General features: G+C 73.0%; 15 protein-coding genes. 9 read left to right on the top strand and 6 right to left on the bottom strand.

Annotated elements, in window-relative coordinates; translation table 11 throughout:
• Positions 1-88: 88 nt before the first annotated feature.
• Entirely contained in the window at positions 89-1,702 is a 1,614-nt protein-coding gene (locus IG05_RS0123660) for a succinic semialdehyde dehydrogenase (protein ID WP_030345543.1), read from the top strand.
• A gap of 38 nt (positions 1,703-1,740) precedes the next feature.
• The gene (locus IG05_RS0123665) at positions 1,741-3,546 is read left to right on the top strand and encodes a GMC oxidoreductase (protein WP_030345544.1); all 1,806 of its coding nucleotides are present in this window, start codon (positions 1,741-1,743) and stop codon (positions 3,544-3,546) included.
• Positions 3,547-4,144: 598 nt separating this feature from the next.
• Here the strand turns inward: IG05_RS0123665 and IG05_RS0123670 are convergent.
• Positions 4,145-4,483 carry a chorismate mutase gene (locus tag IG05_RS0123670; RefSeq protein ID WP_234335981.1) on the bottom strand — a complete coding sequence of 113 codons (339 nt, stop codon included), beginning with the start codon at positions 4,481-4,483 and terminating at the stop codon, positions 4,145-4,147.
• 282 nt (positions 4,484-4,765) lie between these two features.
• Between IG05_RS0123670 and guaA the strand changes: the two genes are divergently transcribed.
• The gene (gene guaA, locus IG05_RS0123675; RefSeq protein ID WP_030345548.1) at positions 4,766-6,346 is read left to right on the top strand and encodes a glutamine-hydrolyzing GMP synthase; all 1,581 of its coding nucleotides are present in this window, start codon (positions 4,766-4,768) and stop codon (positions 6,344-6,346) included.
• Positions 6,347-6,349: 3 nt separating this feature from the next.
• On the opposite strand, the gene IG05_RS0123680 is transcribed toward guaA, so the two are convergent.
• Positions 6,350-6,817, bottom strand: coding sequence for a pyridoxamine 5'-phosphate oxidase family protein (locus IG05_RS0123680; protein ID WP_030345550.1), 468 nt, complete (start codon positions 6,815-6,817; stop codon positions 6,350-6,352).
• A gap of 139 nt (positions 6,818-6,956) precedes the next feature.
• On the opposite strand from IG05_RS0123680, the gene IG05_RS0123685 reads away from it, so the two are divergent.
• From IG05_RS0123685 to IG05_RS0123695, 3 genes are all read left to right on the top strand, one after another.
• Entirely contained in the window at positions 6,957-7,751 is a 795-nt protein-coding gene (locus IG05_RS0123685; protein WP_030345551.1) for a class II aldolase/adducin family protein, read from the top strand.
• A gap of 249 nt (positions 7,752-8,000) precedes the next feature.
• Entirely contained in the window at positions 8,001-9,281 is a 1,281-nt protein-coding gene (locus IG05_RS0123690) for a hypothetical protein (RefSeq protein WP_030345553.1), read from the top strand.
• Positions 9,282-9,407: 126 nt separating this feature from the next.
• A complete protein-coding gene (locus IG05_RS0123695) occupies positions 9,408-9,935 on the top strand; it encodes a DoxX family protein (RefSeq protein ID WP_078894405.1) in 528 nt (175 codons plus the stop codon).
• Here IG05_RS0123695 and IG05_RS0123700 read toward each other — a convergent pair.
• Positions 9,926-10,141: a hypothetical protein gene (locus IG05_RS0123700; RefSeq protein ID WP_030345556.1), complete on the bottom strand. Its 216-nt coding sequence runs from the start codon at positions 10,139-10,141 to the stop codon at positions 9,926-9,928. The two genes, IG05_RS0123695 and IG05_RS0123700, sit on opposite strands and share 10 nt — an antisense overlap.
• Entirely contained in the window at positions 10,128-11,570 is a 1,443-nt protein-coding gene (locus IG05_RS0123705) for a PspC domain-containing protein (protein ID WP_030345558.1), read from the bottom strand. The genes IG05_RS0123700 and IG05_RS0123705 overlap by 14 nt, the downstream gene beginning before the upstream one ends.
• A 213-nt stretch (positions 11,571-11,783) precedes the next feature.
• Here IG05_RS0123705 and IG05_RS0123710 point away from each other — a divergent pair, with 213 nt between their 5' ends.
• Both IG05_RS0123710 and IG05_RS0123715 read left to right on the top strand, forming a co-directional pair.
• Positions 11,784-13,073: an ATP-binding protein gene (locus IG05_RS0123710; RefSeq protein WP_030345559.1), complete on the top strand. Its 1,290-nt coding sequence runs from the start codon at positions 11,784-11,786 to the stop codon at positions 13,071-13,073.
• A complete protein-coding gene (locus IG05_RS0123715; RefSeq protein ID WP_030345561.1) occupies positions 13,070-13,810 on the top strand; it encodes a LuxR C-terminal-related transcriptional regulator in 741 nt (246 codons plus the stop codon). The genes IG05_RS0123710 and IG05_RS0123715 overlap by 4 nt, the downstream gene beginning before the upstream one ends.
• A 60-nt stretch (positions 13,811-13,870) precedes the next feature.
• Here IG05_RS0123715 and IG05_RS0123720 read toward each other — a convergent pair whose 3' ends face one another.
• Positions 13,871-14,938, bottom strand: coding sequence for a C40 family peptidase (locus IG05_RS0123720; RefSeq protein WP_030345563.1), 1,068 nt, complete (start codon positions 14,936-14,938; stop codon positions 13,871-13,873).
• A 448-nt stretch (positions 14,939-15,386) separates the two neighbouring features.
• On the opposite strand from IG05_RS0123720, the gene IG05_RS0123725 reads away from it, so the two are divergent.
• Positions 15,387-15,740, top strand: coding sequence for a hypothetical protein (locus IG05_RS0123725; RefSeq protein WP_030345564.1), 354 nt, complete (start codon positions 15,387-15,389; stop codon positions 15,738-15,740).
• An 18-nt stretch (positions 15,741-15,758) separates the two neighbouring features.
• On the opposite strand, the gene IG05_RS50660 is transcribed toward IG05_RS0123725, so the two are convergent.
• Complete coding sequence (locus IG05_RS50660; RefSeq protein WP_420707622.1) at positions 15,759-17,093, bottom strand: NlpC/P60 family protein; 1,335 nt, start codon at positions 17,091-17,093, stop codon at positions 15,759-15,761.
• Between the last annotated feature and the right edge of the window lie 63 nt (positions 17,094-17,156).

Genomic DNA, 17,156 nt, shown 5'->3' on the forward strand with positions numbered 1-17,156 from the left:
CAGTGATCGCTGGCACTGTGTGAGCGGTCGGTGAATCCCCGTTACCGACGGGTACACAAAGCCCCCGCCGCGGCATACCCTGCGCGTCATGACGGACACGCAGGCCCCGGACATAGCCGGTACCAACCCGCTCGCGCCCGCCCCGGAAGGCGCCCGCACCGCCGCCGACGTGGTCACGCCGGAGTTGGTGGCCCGGCTCGCCAAGGGCGTCGTCGGCTCCGGCCGCACCGCCAACCACACCCCGTTCACCGGCGAGAAGCTGGCCGACCTGCCCGAGTCCACCCCGGAGGACGTCGGCAAGGCCTTCGAGGCGGCCCGCGCCGCCCAGGCCGTGTGGGCGAAGGTCCCGGTCCGGCAGCGGGCCGCCGTGCTGCTCCGCTTCCACGACCTGCTGCTGGAGCGGCAGGGCGAGGTCCTCGACCTGGTCCAGCTGGAGACCGGCAAGGCCCGCCTGCACGCGCACGAGGAGGTGCAGGCCGTCGCCGTCGCGGCCCGCCACTACGGCCGCCGGGCCGCCGCGTACCTCAAGCCCAAGCGGCACGCGGGCGCCATACCGACCCTGACGAAGGTCACCGAACTGCGCCACCCGCGCGGGGTCGTGGGCCAGATCGCCCCCTGGAACTACCCGCTGGAGCTGTCCGTCGGCGACGCCCTGCCCGCCTTCGCCGCCGGCAACGCCGTCGTGATGAAGCCGGACACCGAGACCTGCCTCACCGCGCTGTGGGCCCGGGACCTGCTGATCGAGGCCGGGCTGCCCGAGGGCGTCTTCCAGGTCGTGCTCGGCGAGGGCCCGGTCGTCGGCCCGGAGCTGGTCAGGCACGCCGACTACGTCTCCTTCACGGGCTCCACCCGCACCGGCCGCGAGGTCGCCGTCGGCGCCGCCTCCCGCCTGGTCGGCGTCTCCCTCGAACTCGGCGGCAAGAACGCCATGCTGGTACTGGAGGACGCCGACGTCGAGAAGGCCGCCGCCGGTGCCGTACGGGCCTGCTTCTCCTCCGCCGGCCAGCTGTGCATCTCCATCGAGCGGCTCTACGTCCACGAGTCGGTCGCCGACGCCTTCCTGGAGCGGTTCGCCGCCCGCACCCGGGCCATGCGGCTCGGCAACTCCCTCGCCTACGGCGCCGACATGGGCTCGCTGGTCGGCGAACGCCAGCTGGAGACCGTCGAGCGGCATGTGCGGGAAGCCGTCGCCAAGGGCGCGAGGGTGATCGCGGGCGGGGTGGCCCGCCCCGACATCGGCCCGTACTTCTTCGAGCCCACCGTCCTCGACGGCGTCGACCCCTCCATGGCGGTCTGCGAGGAGGAGACCTTCGGCCCGGTCGTCTCCGTATACCGCTTCAAGAGCGACGACGAGGCCGTCGAACGCGCCAACGCCACGCCCTACGGCCTGAACGCCTCCGTGTGGACGACCGACGCCCGCCGCGGCCGGGACGTCGCCGCCCGCCTGCGCACCGGCACGGTCAACGTCAACGAGGGCTACGCGCCCGCCTACGGCAGCGTCCAGTCCCCGATGGGCGGCATGAAGGACTCCGGCCTCGGCCGCCGCCACGGCTCCGAGGGCATCCTCAAGTACACGGAGGCGCAGACGGTGGCCCAGCAACGGCTGCTGCCGATGGCGCCCTCGCTGGGGATGGACGACGAGTCCTACGCCCGCTTCATGAGCACGAGTCTGAAGCTGATGAAGGCGTTCCGGTTCCGCTAGAAGCCCAGGAAGCACCCCGTTCTCAACGAGGAGAGCACGTGTCGCAGGAGAAGTCTGTCCAGACCCGGGACGAGGACGGGTACGACTACGACGTCATCGTCGTCGGATCGGGGTTCGGCGGCTCGGTGTCCGCCCTCCGGCTCACCGAGAAGGGATACCGGGTCGGCGTCCTGGAAGCCGGGCGCCGCTTCACCCGCGCCACGCTGCCCAGGAACTCCTGGGACCTGAAGAACTACCTGTGGGCCCCGAAGCTCGGCATGTACGGCATCCAGCGCATCCACCTGCTGGGCAACGTCATGGTCCTCGCGGGCGCCGGCGTCGGCGGCGGCTCCCTCAACTACGCCAACACCCTCTACGTCCCGCCGAAGGCATTCTTCGAGGACCCCCAGTGGCGCCACATCACCGACTGGCAGGAGGAGTTGAAGCCGTACTACGACCAGGCCCAGCGCATGCTCGGCGTCCGGCTCAACCCCACCATGACCCCCTCCGACGTGCACCTGAAGGCGGCGGCCCGGCGGATGGGTGTCGGCGACACCTTCCACCTCGCCCCGGTGGGCGTGTTCTTCGGCGACGGGAAGGACGCCGACGGCAAGGCGAAGGCCCGGCCCGGGGAGAAGACGAACGACCCCTACTTCGGCGGCGCCGGACCCGACCGCACCGCCTGCACCGAGTGCGGCGAGTGCATGACCGGCTGCCGGCACGGCGCGAAGAACACCCTCAACGAGAACTACCTCTACCTCGCCGAGAAGGCCGGCGCGGTCGTCCACCCCCTGACCACGGTCGTGTCCGTCACCGACGACTCGCGGGGCGGCTACGCGGTGGCGACCCTGCCGACCGACCGGAGGAAGAAGGGTGAGGGCCGGCTCCTCACCGCCCGCAGGGTGGTCCTCGCGGCCGGCACCTACGGCACCCAGACCCTGCTGCACCGCATGCGGGCCGGCGGCCAGCTGCCGTACCTGTCCGCCCGGCTCGGCGACCTGACCCGCACCAACTCCGAGGCACTGGTCGGCGCGCAGACCGACGACCGCCGGTACCGCAGGGCGACCGGCGCGCCGAAGGCCGACTTCACCCGGGGTGTCGCCATCACCTCCTCGATCCACCCCGACGAGAACACCCACATCGAGCCGGTCCGCTACGGCAAGGGCTCCAACTCCATGGGCGGCCTGTCGATCCTCCAGGTGCCGTACGCCGAGGGCTCCTCGCGCGTCCTCGCCTGGCTGGCGAACGCGGCCCGGCACCCGGTGCTGGTCGCCCGCTCGCTGTCCAACCGGCGCTGGTCGGAGCGGACCATCATCGGCCTGGTCATGCAGTCCCTGGACAACTCGCTGACCACGTACCTGAAGCCGGACGGGGTCGGCAAGGGCCTGCTCACCGCGCGGCAGGGGCACGGCGCTCCCAATCCCAAGCAGATCCGGGCCGCGACCGAGGCCGCCTCCGCGCTCGCCGCCGAGATAAACGGCTTCGCCGGCAGCAACGTCGGCGAGCTGATGGGCACCCCGCTCACCGCGCACTTCCTGGGCGGCTGCCCCATCGGCGACTCCCCGGATACCGGTGTGATCGACCCGTACCACCGGCTCCACGGCCACCCCGGCATCTCGGTCGTGGACGGCGCCGCGGTCTCGGCGAACCTGGGGGTCAACCCGTCGCTCACGATCACCGCGCAGGCCGAGCGGGCGATGTCGTTCTGGCCGAACAAGGGTGAGGAGGATCCGCGGCCGGCGCCGGGTGCGGCGTACGAGCGGCTGAAGCCGGTGGAGCCGAAGACACCGGTGGTCCCGGCGGACGCGTTCGGCGCGCTGCGGCTGCCGTTCCTGGGGATGCCGGCGGTCCCTCCGAAGAAGTGACGGCGGAAGTGACGGCGGCGGCCCGGGCGGCACCGCGGTGACGGTGGCCCGGCGGCACAGAGGGACCTGCATCCCCCTCCGAAAGCAGGTCCCTCTCACCTTTTCTTGATCCGGCAGGTTTGATCAGCGAAAAGGGAGAAGGGTTGCTTCGAAGGTCCCGGTTCATCGTGTGAGGTGGGTCACATTACGCGGGTGGCCGGCCGCGGGCATGACGAAGGGCCCCGCGGAACGGTGAGACCGCGGGGCCCTTCGCTCGGTCAGCACCGGCGTCAGGGCAGCGCCGGTGCCCGGGAGCGGCGCCGGGGGGTTGCGCCGCGTGTTCGTGTGCCCTGTGGAGCCTGTCTTCAGTTTTTCCGCCGGCCGGCCCCGGGCGTCCCCGGAGCCGGCCGTTCTCTTGGGTGACCGGGCTGCTGTCCCCTGCCGTCCGGTCACTTCCTGGGGCGAGGTCCCACGGCGTACGGCACGACCCGTACGCCTCATCGCCCCAGCGAGCCACGCGTGGTTCTTTCGGGCCCGCCCCTGGCTGGCACGGACACCCCGCTCAACGAGGCGGTGCGCGGACCGGTCACGCGCCGTACGGGTGAGAGCGGGGCCGAACTCAGATACGACCCCGGCTCAGCTCCAGCAGCGTCATGGCGAGGCTGGTGCCGGGCTTGCCGAGGGCGTCCCGGTAGCGGGCGAGGATCTCCATCTCGCGGGAGAGGTGCACCCGTCGGCCGCCGGAGGCGATCCGGGTCTGCTGGACGACGGCGGAGACGGCCATCCGCTCCTGGATGAGGCCGATGATCCGGTCGTCGAGCGCGTCGATGCGCTCACGGGCGCCGGCGATGACCGTTTCCGGGCCGGCGGCCGCCTCCGGGCCGGTGGTGGTCGTTTCCGGGCTGGTGGTGGTCGTTCCCGGGCCGGTGGTGGTCATCTCGGGGCTGGTGGTGCTCATGCGGGGCTCCTCGTCGGGAAGGCGGCCGCCGCGGGACGACAGGACCCGGAAAACGACAGGCGCCCCGGGCCTTGTCGGCCCGGGGCGCCTGGGAAGTCGCTTGGCGGTTCGCTCAAGCAGCACGACCATGGCAGCCGGCGGGCCGGGTGCCATAGGTAAAGACGAAGGTCGAGTGCTTGCGCATGCTGGCCAGTATGCCACGGTGGCTCGTCTCGGAGGTCCCGCGGCCACCCCGTTAGAATCGGTAGTACAGACCCCCGCCCGACCACCAGAAGGCACCCCGTGTCATCAGCGACCCAGTCTGCCGCCACCCCCGACACCGTCCTGGTCGTCGACTTCGGCGCGCAGTACGCCCAGCTCATCGCCCGTCGCGTCCGCGAGGCGCGGGTCTACAGCGAGATCGTGCCCAGCACCATGCCGGTCGCCGAGATGCTCGCCAAGAACCCCGCGGCGATCATCCTCTCCGGCGGCCCCTCGTCCGTTTACGAGGAGGGCGCCCCCACCCTCGACCGCGCGATCTTCGAGGCCGGCGTCCCCGTCTTCGGCATGTGCTACGGCTTCCAGCTCATGGCCCAGTCCCTCGGCGGCACCGTCGACAACACCGGCGCCCGCGAGTACGGCCGTACGGACCTGCACGTCTCCAAGAACTCCTCCACCCTCTTCGAGGGCACCCCGGACGAGCAGCACGTGTGGATGTCGCACGGCGACGCCTGCTCCGCCGCCCCCGAGGGCTTCTCGGTCACCGCGTCCACGGACGTCGTCCCGGTCGCCGCCTTCGAGAACGACGACAAGAAGCTCTACGGCGTCCAGTACCACCCCGAGGTCATGCACTCCACGCACGGCCAGCAGGTGCTGGAGCACTTCCTGTACCGCGGTGCCGGTCTGAAGCCGGACTGGACCACCGGCAACGTGATCGAGGAGCAGGTCGCGGCCATCCGCGAACTGGTCGGCGACAAGCGGGCGATCTGCGGCCTGTCCGGCGGTGTCGACTCCGCCGTGGCCGCCGCCCTGGTCCAGAAGGCCATCGGCTCCCAGCTGACCTGCGTCTACGTCGACCACGGCCTGATGCGCAAGGGCGAGACCGAGCAGGTCGAGAAGGACTTCGTCGCGGCCACCGGCGTCCAGCTGAAGGTCGTCGACGCCGAGGAGCGCTTCCTCAAGGCGCTCGCCGGGGTCTCCGACCCCGAGGAGAAGCGGAAGATCATCGGCCGGGAGTTCATCCGCGTCTTCGAGCAGGCGCAGGCCGAGATCATCGCCGACGAGGGCCCGGCCGTGGAGTTCCTGGTCCAGGGCACCCTGTACCCGGACGTCGTCGAGTCCGGCGGCGGCACCGGCACCGCCAACATCAAGTCGCACCACAACGTCGGCGGCCTGCCCGAGGACCTTGAGTTCAAGCTCATCGAGCCGCTGCGCAAGCTGTTCAAGGACGAGGTCCGCATGGTCGGCCAGGAGCTGGGCCTGCCGGAGGAGATCGTCCAGCGCCAGCCCTTCCCCGGCCCCGGCCTCGGCATCCGGATCGTCGGCGAGGTGACGAAGGAGCGCCTGGACCTGCTGCGCGAGGCCGACGCCATCGCCCGCGAGGAGCTGACGGCGGCCGGCCTGGACCGCGACATCTGGCAGTGCCCGGTGGTCCTGCTCGCCGACGTCCGCAGCGTGGGCGTCCAGGGCGACGGCCGTACCTACGGCCACCCGATCGTCCTGCGCCCGGTGTCCTCCGAGGACGCCATGACCGCCGACTGGTCCCGGCTGCCGTACGACGTCCTCGGCCGCATCTCGACCCGCATCACCAACGAGGTCCGGGACGTCAACCGGGTCGTCCTGGACATCACCTCCAAGCCGCCGGGGACGATCGAGTGGGAGTAGGTCCTAGGCACGCCTGAGCGTGCGCAGGGGCTCACCGGGCTTCCAGACCTGGGTGACCAGATACGTGTCGTCCTCGACGCAGGTCCGTACGACCTCCGTCAGCTCGGTGCGGAAGAGGTGGAACGGCTGCGGCGGTTCCACCTCTTTCACGTACGCGGCCTTCGCCCCTCCGTCCCCGACCTCGTAAGCCCGTCCGCCGATCCGGACGTCGCCGCCGCCCATGCCCGTCCCCTCGCCGGGGTTGGCCTGGAGGGTGAAACGCGGGTCGCGGCGCAGGTCGAGGGCCTTGCGGGAGCCCGGCATCATGCCGAGCCACAGTTCCCCGCCCAGGAACCGGACCTCGATCCCGGAGGTGCGGGGCGAGCCGTCCCCGCGGAGGGTCGCGAGGACGTGGTGCCGGTACGCGCCGAAGCGCCCCTCGGCGGTCCGTGCCAGATCGGGTACGGCGGTGCGGAAGTCTGCCCAGTTCATGCGGGGCAGTCTCGCCCGGAATCCCGACACCTTCTGTCGGGTATGCGTGACGCACGGCATCTTCACAGAACAGCACTGCCCTTTTGCGCCGGCCGAAGGTACCTTCCGGCCGTACCGGAATTCCCGCACGGGAGGATCTATGCACGGGCCCACGCCGCCCCTGCCGCTGCCCACCGACCGGCTGCGGTTCGCCATGCCGCCGATGCACGAGTCCGTCGAGGACGAACGCCGGCACCGCAAGGAACGGCTCGCGGGCGCCCTGCGGATCTTCGGCCGGGCCGGGTTCGAGGACGGGGTCTCAGGACACATCACCGCCCGGGACCCGGAGTTCACGGACTGCTTCTGGGTCAACCCGTTCGGCATGCCGTTCAAGCACGTCACCGTCAGCGACCTCGTCCTCGCCAACCAGGACGGCCAGGTCGTCGAGGGCCGCTACCACGTCAACCAGGCCGCGTTCACCGTGCACGCCCAGGTGCACGCCGCCCGGCCCGACGTCGTCGCCGTCGCGCACTGCCACTCCGTGCACGGCCGCGCCCTCGCCGCCCTCGGCGACCTCATCGACCCCCTCACCCAGGAGAGCTGCGCCTTCTACGAGGACCTCGCCCTCTACGACGCCTACACCGGCGTCACCGTGGACGCCGAGGAGGGCCGCCGGATCGCCGCCGCGCTGGGCTCCCGCAAGGCGCTCGTCCTGCGCAACCACGGCCTGCTCACCGTCGGCGACTCGGTGGACGCGGCGGCCTGGTGGTTCCTGTCCCTGGAACGGTCCTGCCAGGTGCAGCTGCTGGCGAAGGCGGCCGGCCGGCCGGTGCTCATCGACCACAAGCTCGCCGTCGCCACCCGCGAACAGCTCGGCGGCGACCTGGTGGCCTGGATCAACTACCAGCCGCTGTGGCAGGACATCAGCCGCGGCGAACCCGACCTGCTCAGCTGAGCCCGCCGCAGCCGAAGTCCCCGAGACGAGGCCCCGTCCCGCTGGATGAGCCCGGCCGTACGGCGATTCTCGCAGCCGGGTCAACACGGCGGTCTTCGCCTCACCCTCGCGGTGACCCCGTCCGGGCGCCCGGACGGGCCCGCCGTAGGGCACAATTCGCTCTCGTCACCGGGGAGTTGCCCGGCCGTCGTGCGCCCCGCCGGGGCGGGCGGCCGGACCGGCAGGTCGTGGGGAAGGCGGGCGTCGGGCGTGGCGGTGCAGGAGGCGAGAGGGGACACGGATGCCGAGGGCGTCCACGAGGGCGGCTGCACCTGCGGGGACTGCCCGCACGGCGCCCGGGAGGGACACCGGCGGGCCGTCGCCGCGTTCCTGCGCCGGCGCGACGAGTTCGCCGCCGGCCGGGGACTGCCGGCGGCCGTGGCGCACTCCGCCTCGGCGTCCCGCCAATGGGTCTCCGAGGAACTGACCCAGCGGGCCGAGGCCGTCGCCGAGCAGAGCCGGGCCGAGGGCGCGGCCCGGCTCGCCCGGCTGTGGCTGCGCACGGTGTACGCAGTGTGGGGCGCGGTCGTCGCGCTGCTGCTCGGCGAGGCGCTCACCGCGATCGGTGCGGGCTGGACCGGCGCCCGCACCGCCGCCCTGCTCGCCGCACTGGCCGTCGCCGGCGCGCTGACCGCCGCCTGCTTCCTGCACCGGGCGCGCGGCGGAGCGCTCGCCCCGGTGATCGGCGAGGACAACCGCATCTCCACCTCCCGTACCGTCGCCGCCTGCTGGATCCTGTTCGTCGGTTACGCCGTCCTGCTGCTGGCCGCCCGCCTGGCCGCCGCCTCCGACCACGCCGGACGCGACGCGCTGATCTCCGGCCTCGATCTGGCGCGCGGCGCGGGCGCGGTGACCGTCCTCGCCGTGGTGTGCGGCATCGCCGTCCTGGTCCGCCGGGTGGTGGGCCTGCGCGTCCTCGGCCAGCGGCTGCAGAAGGTGTCGGCCCACCGCCCGCGCGCCGCCGACCTGCTCACCGACGACTCCGGCAAGGGCGCCTTCGCCGACATCCAGTACGTCGCCATCAGCGCCGTCGCCCTGCTGTTCGCCGCCGTACGGCTGGCCCGCCGCCCCGACCGACTGCCCGACCTGCCCTGGGGCCTGGCCGTGGTCGTGCTGATCTCCGCCGCGACCTACCTGGCCGGCAAGTACGCCGAGGGCGGCCGGCCGGTGATCCTCTCGGTGGTCCGCGCCCGCGAACCCGGCGACCTGGACGGCCCGATCCGCACCGGCGACGACATCGAGATCCGCGGCAGCGGCTTCGTCCCGCCCGGAGCCCAGACCGCCGACCGGCTCTCCCGCATGGTCGTCCGGATCGGCGCGGTCGACGTCCACGTCCCCCTGGTCCCCGTCGCCGGTGGCTTCCGCAACCCCACGGACCACGCGCTGACCGTGCCCGTACCCGCGGACGTGGAGCCCGGCGCCGTGGACATCCAGGTGGTGACCGCGGCCGGTGTGGCGACCAACCGGTACCCGCTCCAGGTGGCGGAGTGAGCACCGGACGGACTCGCGCAGGCGCCCGAAATCCGGAAAATCATCCGCGAGAGGATTGAACCGACTCCCTTCGTCATACGTATGGTCAATCGAGGGTGGCACGGCGGGCGAGAGGCGGCTGCGGCGATGACTCACGGCATGCGGACCGAGACACACACCACCGGGCTGCACGGACCCCGCACCTGGCGGGACACCGCCGCCCACTACGCCCTGCTCCCCCTGCGCCTCTTCCTGGGCGTCACCTTCATCTACGCCGGCCTGGACAAGCTCACCGACAGTGCGTTCATGCGTTCCGCCGGCACCGGCTCGATCGGCGAGACCATGCGCGCGGCCCGCGACTCCGCCGCCATCCCCGCCCTGGTCGACCTGGCCCTGAAGGGCCCGGTCGGCTTCGGCTGCGCCATCGCCCTCGGCGAGCTGGCCGTCGGTATCGGCACCCTCATCGGACTGTTCGGCCGGCTGGCCGCACTCGGCGGCGCACTGATCTCACTCAGCCTCTGGCTGACGGTGAGCTGGGCCAGCACCCCCTACTACTACGGCAACGACCTCGCCTACCTGATGGCCTGGATCCCCCTCGTCCTCGCCGGCGCCCCCTACCTCTCGGTGGACGCGGCCTGGCGGGCCCGGCGCCGAAGGTCCCACGGCTACCTCTGACCGCCCTCCGCCCTGCTCCGTCTGCGTATCCCCCGGGTCAGCGCGGCCGTCGCCCCGGCCAGACACAGCCCGCCCACGACCAGCGGTACGACCGCGAACCAGGGGGCCTCCCACAGACCGCCCGCGTCCCCCGCGTACACCGCGGCGGTGGCGGTGAGGAAGAGCCCGGCGACCAGCTTCCCGGGCTGGAACTCATGACGCAGCACGGCTGACCTCCACCTGTCCCACTCCGACGCCGAGCGTCAGATCCAGCGTGCCGGCCTTCCCGGCACCCTCGGCCGGAGCCAGCGTCAGCTCCTTGTGCCTGCCCGGACGCACGTCCACGTCCCGCGTGCTGTCCCCGGGCAACCGGATGTCGCCCATCCCCACGTCGATGCTCATCCGCACGGTCGCGTCCGCCGGCACGACCACCTTCAGCTCTCCCGCCCCCACCCGGGCGTCCGTCGAGACCGTCTGCCCCCTGCCCGGGTGCACCCGGGTCAGATCCAGGGTGCCCCGCCCGGTGCCGAGGTCGTACCCCGACCGCACCCGGGACGCCGCGGCCGGCTGCCAGGACGCCTTGCGCCAGTCGGTGGTGATGTCCCGGGGCAGGGCCGCCGCCCCGGCGAGCAGCGCCGCCGTGACCAGCGCCAGGAACACCGTCCCGGCACCGGTCCGGCCCAGGACCGCGCTGACCGCGACGCCCAGTCCGAACACCGCCAGCGCGCTCGCCAGGCCGGCCTGCAGGCTGGTGCCCAGCGGCTGCGTGTGCCAGCCGAGCCCGGTGACCGCACCGCCCGCCAGCAGGGCCAGCAGGAACACCCAGCCGCCGATCCAGCGCGGGCCGCGCGGTCTCTCCGGCGCGGTGTGCGGCCGCCGTATCGCCCCGGGGTGCGTCCAGGAAGCGTCCATGCCGACGTCCACGACCGAGACGAGATCCCGCTCCCGGGCATCGCCCGGCCCCCACAGATAGCCCGTCCCGCCGACGTGCGAGCCGTCCTTGACGATCGGGTCCCGCCACCACGAGGGGTAGCTGGTGACGACCGGCGGCGCCTGGGCCTCCGGCGGGGCGTCGGCGGCGGCCTGTGCGGCCAGCGGGTCGGGACCCGGGGCACCACGGCGCGGCGACCAGTACCCCGCGCCCGCGAGCAGCAGCGAGAGCACCGTGGCGAACGCCAGCACCCCGCCGTTCTTCAGCAGGGTCAGGAGGATCCCGCAGCCGACCAGCGTGAACAGCACGGCGGCCAGCGCCTGGCCGTCGACCCGGGCCGTGTAGAGCTTGCGCAGCTCGTTCTCCTCCTCGTCCTCGTACGGCACCAGGAGCCAGACGAAGCCGTAGAAGATGAGACCAAGGCCACCGGTCGCCGACAGCACGGCCAGCGTGATCCGGAAGATCACCGGGTCCATGTCGGTCTGCCGGCCCAGCCCCGCGCACACGCCCGCGATCATCTTGTGCCGGCGGTCGCGCCGGAGCCGGCCGGGGCCGCCGGCACCCTCCTGCTGCGCCGGCTCGTCCGTGGGGGAGTGGGTGCCGGCGCCGGCCGCTCCCGTCTCCTCCGTCGCGGCGGGCGCGGCATCCGTCGGCCCGGTGCCCGGGGCCGGGCGCGGGCCGGGGCCGGGTCCCGGACCCGTCGCGGCGTGCTCGTGATCCGTCATGCGTTCCATGGTGACGGCCCGGCCGCCGCGACGGCAGTCGGGACGACCCTGGGCGAACCCTGAAATCGGCCCTGAGACGAGACGGGGAAGCGTTCGACCGGCCCGTACCAGCCGCCTGTCCGCCCACCCGGACCGAGCCCCGACGGAAGATCAGGGGCGTCTCGGGGGCCGACCCTGATGCCCCGTACGCCCGGCCGTGTGACCATCGTTGGCATGCCGGAAGCCGCAAGCCTGCCACTCGACGACCCGCGGCCGCCGCGCAAGCTCTACCGCAGCAGCGACGGACGCTGGCTCGGCGGAGTGGCGCGGGGCCTCGCCGGGCATCTCGGGCTGCCCGTCGTCTGGGTGCGGCTCGTCTTCGTCGGCCTGTTCATGGCAGACGGCCTCGGAGCGCTGCTGTACGCGGCGTTCTGGTTCTTCGTCCCGCTCGGCGTCGGCGGCGTCGGCGACCAGAAGTCGTCGCCGGGGGGCACGGAGAGCTGGCCCGACGGCCGCCGCAGACGTGGCGCCCGCAAACCGGACCGGGGCCAGATCGTCGCGCTGCTCCTGATGGTCATCGTGTCCATGGTCTTCGTGAGCAGCGTCGACCTGGACAGCGCGGCCAAGGCGTACCTGGTCCCCGCCGTCCTCGTCGCGGCCGGTGTCGCCCTGGTCTGGCGCCAGGCGGACAACGCCCGCCGGGCCCGCTGGGCCGAGGCCGGCCGCCGGCGCCGCACCCTCACCCTGCTGCGCACCGCCGGCGGCGTCCTGCTCGTCACCGCCGGCGTCACCGCCGTCTTCGTGCTGCAGGGCTCCGCCGCCCACCTGGGCGCGGTCCTGCAGGCCGCGCTCGCCGTCCTCGTCGGCATCACCCTGCTCGCCGGTCCCTACCTGGTCCGCATGACCCAGGACCTGTCCGAGGAGCGGCTGATGCGCATCCGCGCCCAGGAACGCGCAGAGGTCGCCGCCCACGTCCACGACTCCGTGCTGCACACCCTGACCCTGATCCAGCGCAACGCCGACCAGGCGGGCGAGGTGCGCCGCCTCGCCCGCGCCCAGGAGCGCGAACTGCGCGCCTGGCTGTACAAGCCGGAGGGCACCGGCAAGGACGAGGCCGACGAGCCGGACACGGTCGCCGAGGCGGTGCGCCGCAACGCCGCCGAGGTGGAGGACAAGCACGGTGTCCCCATAGAGGTCGTGATCGTCGGCGACTGCCCGCTGGACGAGAGGACCGGGGCGCAGATGCAGGCCGCGCGCGAGGCGATGGTGAACGCCGCCAAGTACGGTGGCGAGGGCGGTGCCGTACAGGTCTACGCCGAAGTCGAGGGGAAGACGGTCTTCGTGTCCGTACGGGACCGCGGCCCCGGCTTCGACCTCGACGCGATACCCACCGACCGCATGGGTGTCAGAGAATCGATCATCGGCCGCATGGAACGCAACGGCGGCACGGCCCGGCTGCGGGCGGTGCCCGGCGGGGGCACCGAGGTCGAGCTGGAGATGGAGAGGGCGGAGAAGACGTCATGAGCGACTCGACCGAGGCGAACGGCACGGCGGGGGCGGCGGAGCCGGCCGAGTCCGGGGGGCCCGGCGGCACGGGCGGGCGGCACGTACGGGTGGTGCTCGTCGACGACCACCGGATGTTCCGCGCCGGCGTCCAGGCCGAGATCGGCCGGACCGCGGAGACCGGCGTCGAGGTGGTCGGCGAGGCCGCCGACGTCGACCAGGCGGTCGCGGTCATCACCGCCACCCGGCCCGAGGTCGTCCTCCTCGACGTCCACCTGCCGGGCGGCGGCGGGGTCGAAGTGCTGCGCCGGTGCGCGGCGTTGACGGCGGACGCCGAGCAGCCCGTCCGGTTCCTCGCGCTGTCCGTGTCGGACGCGGCGGAGGACGTGATCGGAGTGATCCGCGGCGGTGCCCGGGGCTATGTCACCAAGACCATCACCGGCGCCGACCTCGTCGACTCCGTCTTCCGCGTGCAGGAGGGCGACGCCGTCTTCTCGCCGCGGCTCGCCGGGTTCGTGCTGGACGCCTTCGCCTCCACCGAGGCCCCGCCGGTGGACGAGGACCTGGACCGCCTCACGCAGCGGGAACGCGAGGTGCTGCGCCTGATCGCCCGTGGCTACGCGTACAAGGAGATCGCGAAGCAGCTGTTCATCTCGGTGAAGACGGTCGAGTCCCATGTCTCGGCGGTCCTGCGCAAGCTCCAGCTGTCCAACCGGCACGAGCTGACCCGCTGGGCGACCGCACGCCGGCTGGTCTGACCCCTACGGGCTCGCCCGGGGCCCGCCCCGGGCCGCCCCACCGGCCATCCTGGCCGCCCCTCAGGCCACCCGAGTCGCCCCCGCGAAGGGCATCTCGTCGACCGGGGCCACGCGGACCGGTGCCGACGGGTTCGGGGCGTGGATCATCAGGCCGTCGCCCAGGTAGATGCCGACGTGACTGATTCCGGAGTAGAAGAACACCAGGTCTCCCGGCTGGAGTTCGGAACGGGAGACCCTGTGGCCGGCGTTGATCTGGGCGTAGGTGGTGCGCGGCAGGGAGATGCCGGCGGAGCGGTAGGCGGCCTGGACCAGGCCCGAGCAGTCGAAGGCGTTGGGGCCGGTCGCCCCCCACACATAGGGGCTGCCGAGCTTGCCGTAGGCGTAGGCGACGGCCGCCGCCGCGCGGCTGGTGGGGGCCGGGGCGGACCCGGCCCGCTCCAGCGGCTCCCGCGGGTCGGTGGCCGACCGGGAGGCGCGCGGCCCGCTCGTACGGCCGGCACCGGTGACCTCGGCCTGCTGCCGTGGAGTCAGCCGCGCCAGCAGCCGCCGGGCCTCGGCCAGCTTGCCGGCGACGGTCTTCTTCTGCCGGTCCAGCTCGGTCTGCCGGGACCGCAGCGAGGCCAGCTCGATCCGTGCGGCACCGCGCAGCCGCTCGATCTCCCGCAGCTGTCCGCGCACCTGGGAGACCGCGGCGGCCTGCCGGTCACCGGCCCGCTCGGCGAGCGCGGCGCCGTCCAGGTACCGGTCGGGGTCGCTGGAGAGAGCCAGCTGCCAGGCCGGGTCGATCCCGCCGTCTCGGTACTGCGCCGCCGCGATCGAACCCAGCGCTTCCCGGGCCGAGTTCAGCTTCGTCTGCTTGCGGGCGGCCTCCTCCTGCATCGCGTTCAGCCGCCGTTGGGACGAGTCCGCCTTCTCCTTGGCCCCGTTGTACTTCTCGGTGGCGGCCTCGGCCTCCCGGTACAGGGTGTCGACCCTGGCCTTCACCTGCTCCGGCGTCAGCTGCGGCTCGGCGTGTCCCGTCCCGTCGAAACCCGTCGCGGTGGCCGCGCCCGCCAGGGCGAGCGTGACGGCCGTCCGGGCCGTATGGCCGCTGAACGGGCGTTGCGGGGGCTTGCGGTGCGCTGCCACCTGGGGTGTCACGTCCTTCCGTACGACTCGTGCGACCGAGCGGTCGGCACGCCCCGCGGCGGCCCGCACGAGGGGAACGGGCCGCCGCCGGGCCTTTCTCGGCGGTGGTGGCCGACTGCCGCCCCTGGTCCGGGCGGCGGTGGGGAGCCGGTCACCTGGGGGAGGACGCTAGGCCGGACGGTGACGAGAAGGTAACGCGCTGTACGGAACTGGTTCGGACGGATCGGCTTGTGACCGTATGCGACCGCAAGGGACTACCGGAGACGTCGTCTTCACGGAGCGTGGTGATCGAAGGGCGGAAAGTGATGATGGCGGGGAGTGTGGGGTGCTATGGCTCGCATATATGCAGATCTTCGGCGACCAAGAAAGGATCTTCAGCGGCTCGGAAAGCTCCTCCGGCGGGCCCGGTGGCGGGACGGCCGGAGGGCTCTGGCTAGGCTCCGGCCCCATGGACGTACTCATCCATCTCTGCGTCGGCCTGCACATCGTCGGGATCGCCGCGCTGCTCGGCGGTTTCCTCACCCAGATGAAGGCGATGGGCCAGGGCACGGCCCGGTTCGTGCCCGGGATGCTGCACGGCGCGCTGACCATGCTGGTCACCGGCGTGGCGCTGGTCGGCCTCAACCAGGCCGACGACCACCACGTCAACACCATCAAGATCGGCGTCAAGCTGGCCCTGCTGATCGTGATCCTCGGCCTGGTCTACGTGAAGCGCGACGAGGACCGGATCGACAAGGGCCTCTTCGGTCTGGTCGGCCTGCTCACCACGGCCAACATCTTCATCGCCGTCCTCTGGACCTGACCCCGGCTCGCCTCGGGGTCAGCCCGGCCGCACCACGCTGTGGACGGCCGACTCGCCGATGCCGGAGACCGGCTCCTCACGGACGTACGCGCCCGGTCTGGGGGCGTGGATCATCATGCCGTCCCCCGTGCAGAGCCCGACGTGGCTGACGTCGTCGTGGAAGAAGACGAGGTCACCGGGGCGGGCGTCGGCCGGCGCCACCGGGGTGCCCGTCTCGGCCTGCTCGCGCGCGGTGCGCGGGAGGGTGACGCCGGCGGACTTCCAGGCGGCCTGGGTGAGGCCCGAGCAGTCGTAGGAACCGGGGCCGGCGGCGCCCCACACGCACGGCTTGCCGAGCTGCGCGCGGGCGAAGGCGATGGCCTTCCTGGCCTTGGTCGCGTAGGTGCCCGACGGTGAGGCGGCGGCCTGCACGGCCTGCTGCACCAGCAGCACGCGCGCGTGGGCGAGCTTTTTCTGCACGGCGGCCTTGGCGGCCTTGGGGCCGCTCGCCTCGACGCCCGGCTGACTGGTGACGGAAGCGGTGGCGGAGGCGGCCTGGGGTGCCGTGGCTGCGGCGGCCGGCGTGGCAGCGGTGAGCGCGGTGGCCGCTGTGTCCCGGGCGGCCGCGCCGGCGCCGCTCTCCTGGACGGGGGCTGCGCCGACGGCCGGCTCCCACGCGGGGGCCGTGATCGCGGTGTCCCGGACGGGTTGAGTGAGTCCCGGGTGCTGGACGGGATGCATGGCGCCCGCGTCCTGGATGGTCTGAGTGACTACCGGGTGCTGGACGGGCTGAGTGAGTCCCGCGTCCTGGGCGGAGGGCGTGATTCCGGCGTTCCGCGCAGCGGCGATCGCCGTGTCGCTGACGGGCGAGGTGATTCGCGTCTCCCGAACAGGGGGCGCGATGTCGGTGTCCTGCGCGGGCAAGCCGACTCCCAGATCCCCGGTGGGCGGCGTCATTCCCGCCTCCCGAACAGAGGGTGCGACGCGCGCACCACGAGCGTGCCGCGCGCCCCCGACAGCCGGGGAAGGCCCGGTGACGGCCGCCTCCCTGGCGGACGGTGCGACTCCCCCGACGGACGGGGAGAGGCCCATGCCCCCCACGGCCGGTGTGACGGCCGTGTTCCTGGCGGACGGCGCGGCGCCCGAGCCCCTCAGGGAGGGGGAGTGGCTCGTGGCCCCCATGGGCGGCGTGAGGCCCGTCTCCCCGGTGGACGGTGCGGTGGCCGGCCCTCCGGCGGAGGGGAAACGGTGCGGGCTCCCCATGGGCGGAGTGAGGTCCGTCTCCCCGGGGCCGGCCGCGGTCGGTGCGGCGGCAGGGCCCCCGGCGCGGCGGGCGCCCTGCTGGGTCCGGCCGCCGCGCTGGGCCGGGATCATGCCGCGCAGGTTCGCCAGGGAGCGGTGCTGGGCGCGGCGGGCGACCTCGTCCCGGAGCCGCTG

The sequence above is a fragment of the Streptomyces sp. NRRL S-1022 genome, assembly GCF_000720135.1.
In the GTDB taxonomy this organism is placed as follows: Bacteria; Actinomycetota; Actinomycetes; order Streptomycetales; family Streptomycetaceae; genus Streptomyces.

Excerpts from the sequence above, each read along its gene's own strand:
- IG05_RS0123660 (WP_030345543.1), top strand. The coding sequence starts at position 89 with ATGACGGACACGCAGGCCCCGGACATAGCCGGTACCAACCCGCTCGCG.
- IG05_RS0123670 (WP_234335981.1), bottom strand. The coding sequence starts at position 4,483 with ATGAGCACCACCAGCCCCGAGATGACCACCACCGGCCCGGGAACGACC.
- IG05_RS0123680 (WP_030345550.1), bottom strand. The coding sequence starts at position 6,817 with ATGAACTGGGCAGACTTCCGCACCGCCGTACCCGATCTGGCACGGACC.
- IG05_RS0123685 (WP_030345551.1), top strand. The coding sequence starts at position 6,957 with ATGCACGGGCCCACGCCGCCCCTGCCGCTGCCCACCGACCGGCTGCGG.
- IG05_RS0123695 (WP_078894405.1), top strand. The coding sequence starts at position 9,408 with ATGACTCACGGCATGCGGACCGAGACACACACCACCGGGCTGCACGGA.
- IG05_RS0123705 (WP_030345558.1), bottom strand. The coding sequence starts at position 11,570 with ATGACGGATCACGAGCACGCCGCGACGGGTCCGGGACCCGGCCCCGGC.
- IG05_RS0123710 (WP_030345559.1), top strand. The coding sequence starts at position 11,784 with ATGCCGGAAGCCGCAAGCCTGCCACTCGACGACCCGCGGCCGCCGCGC.
- IG05_RS0123715 (WP_030345561.1), top strand. The coding sequence starts at position 13,070 with ATGAGCGACTCGACCGAGGCGAACGGCACGGCGGGGGCGGCGGAGCCG.
- IG05_RS0123725 (WP_030345564.1), top strand. The coding sequence starts at position 15,387 with ATGGACGTACTCATCCATCTCTGCGTCGGCCTGCACATCGTCGGGATC.
- IG05_RS50660 (WP_420707622.1), bottom strand. The coding sequence starts at position 17,093 with ATGATCCCGGCCCAGCGCGGCGGCCGGACCCAGCAGGGCGCCCGCCGC.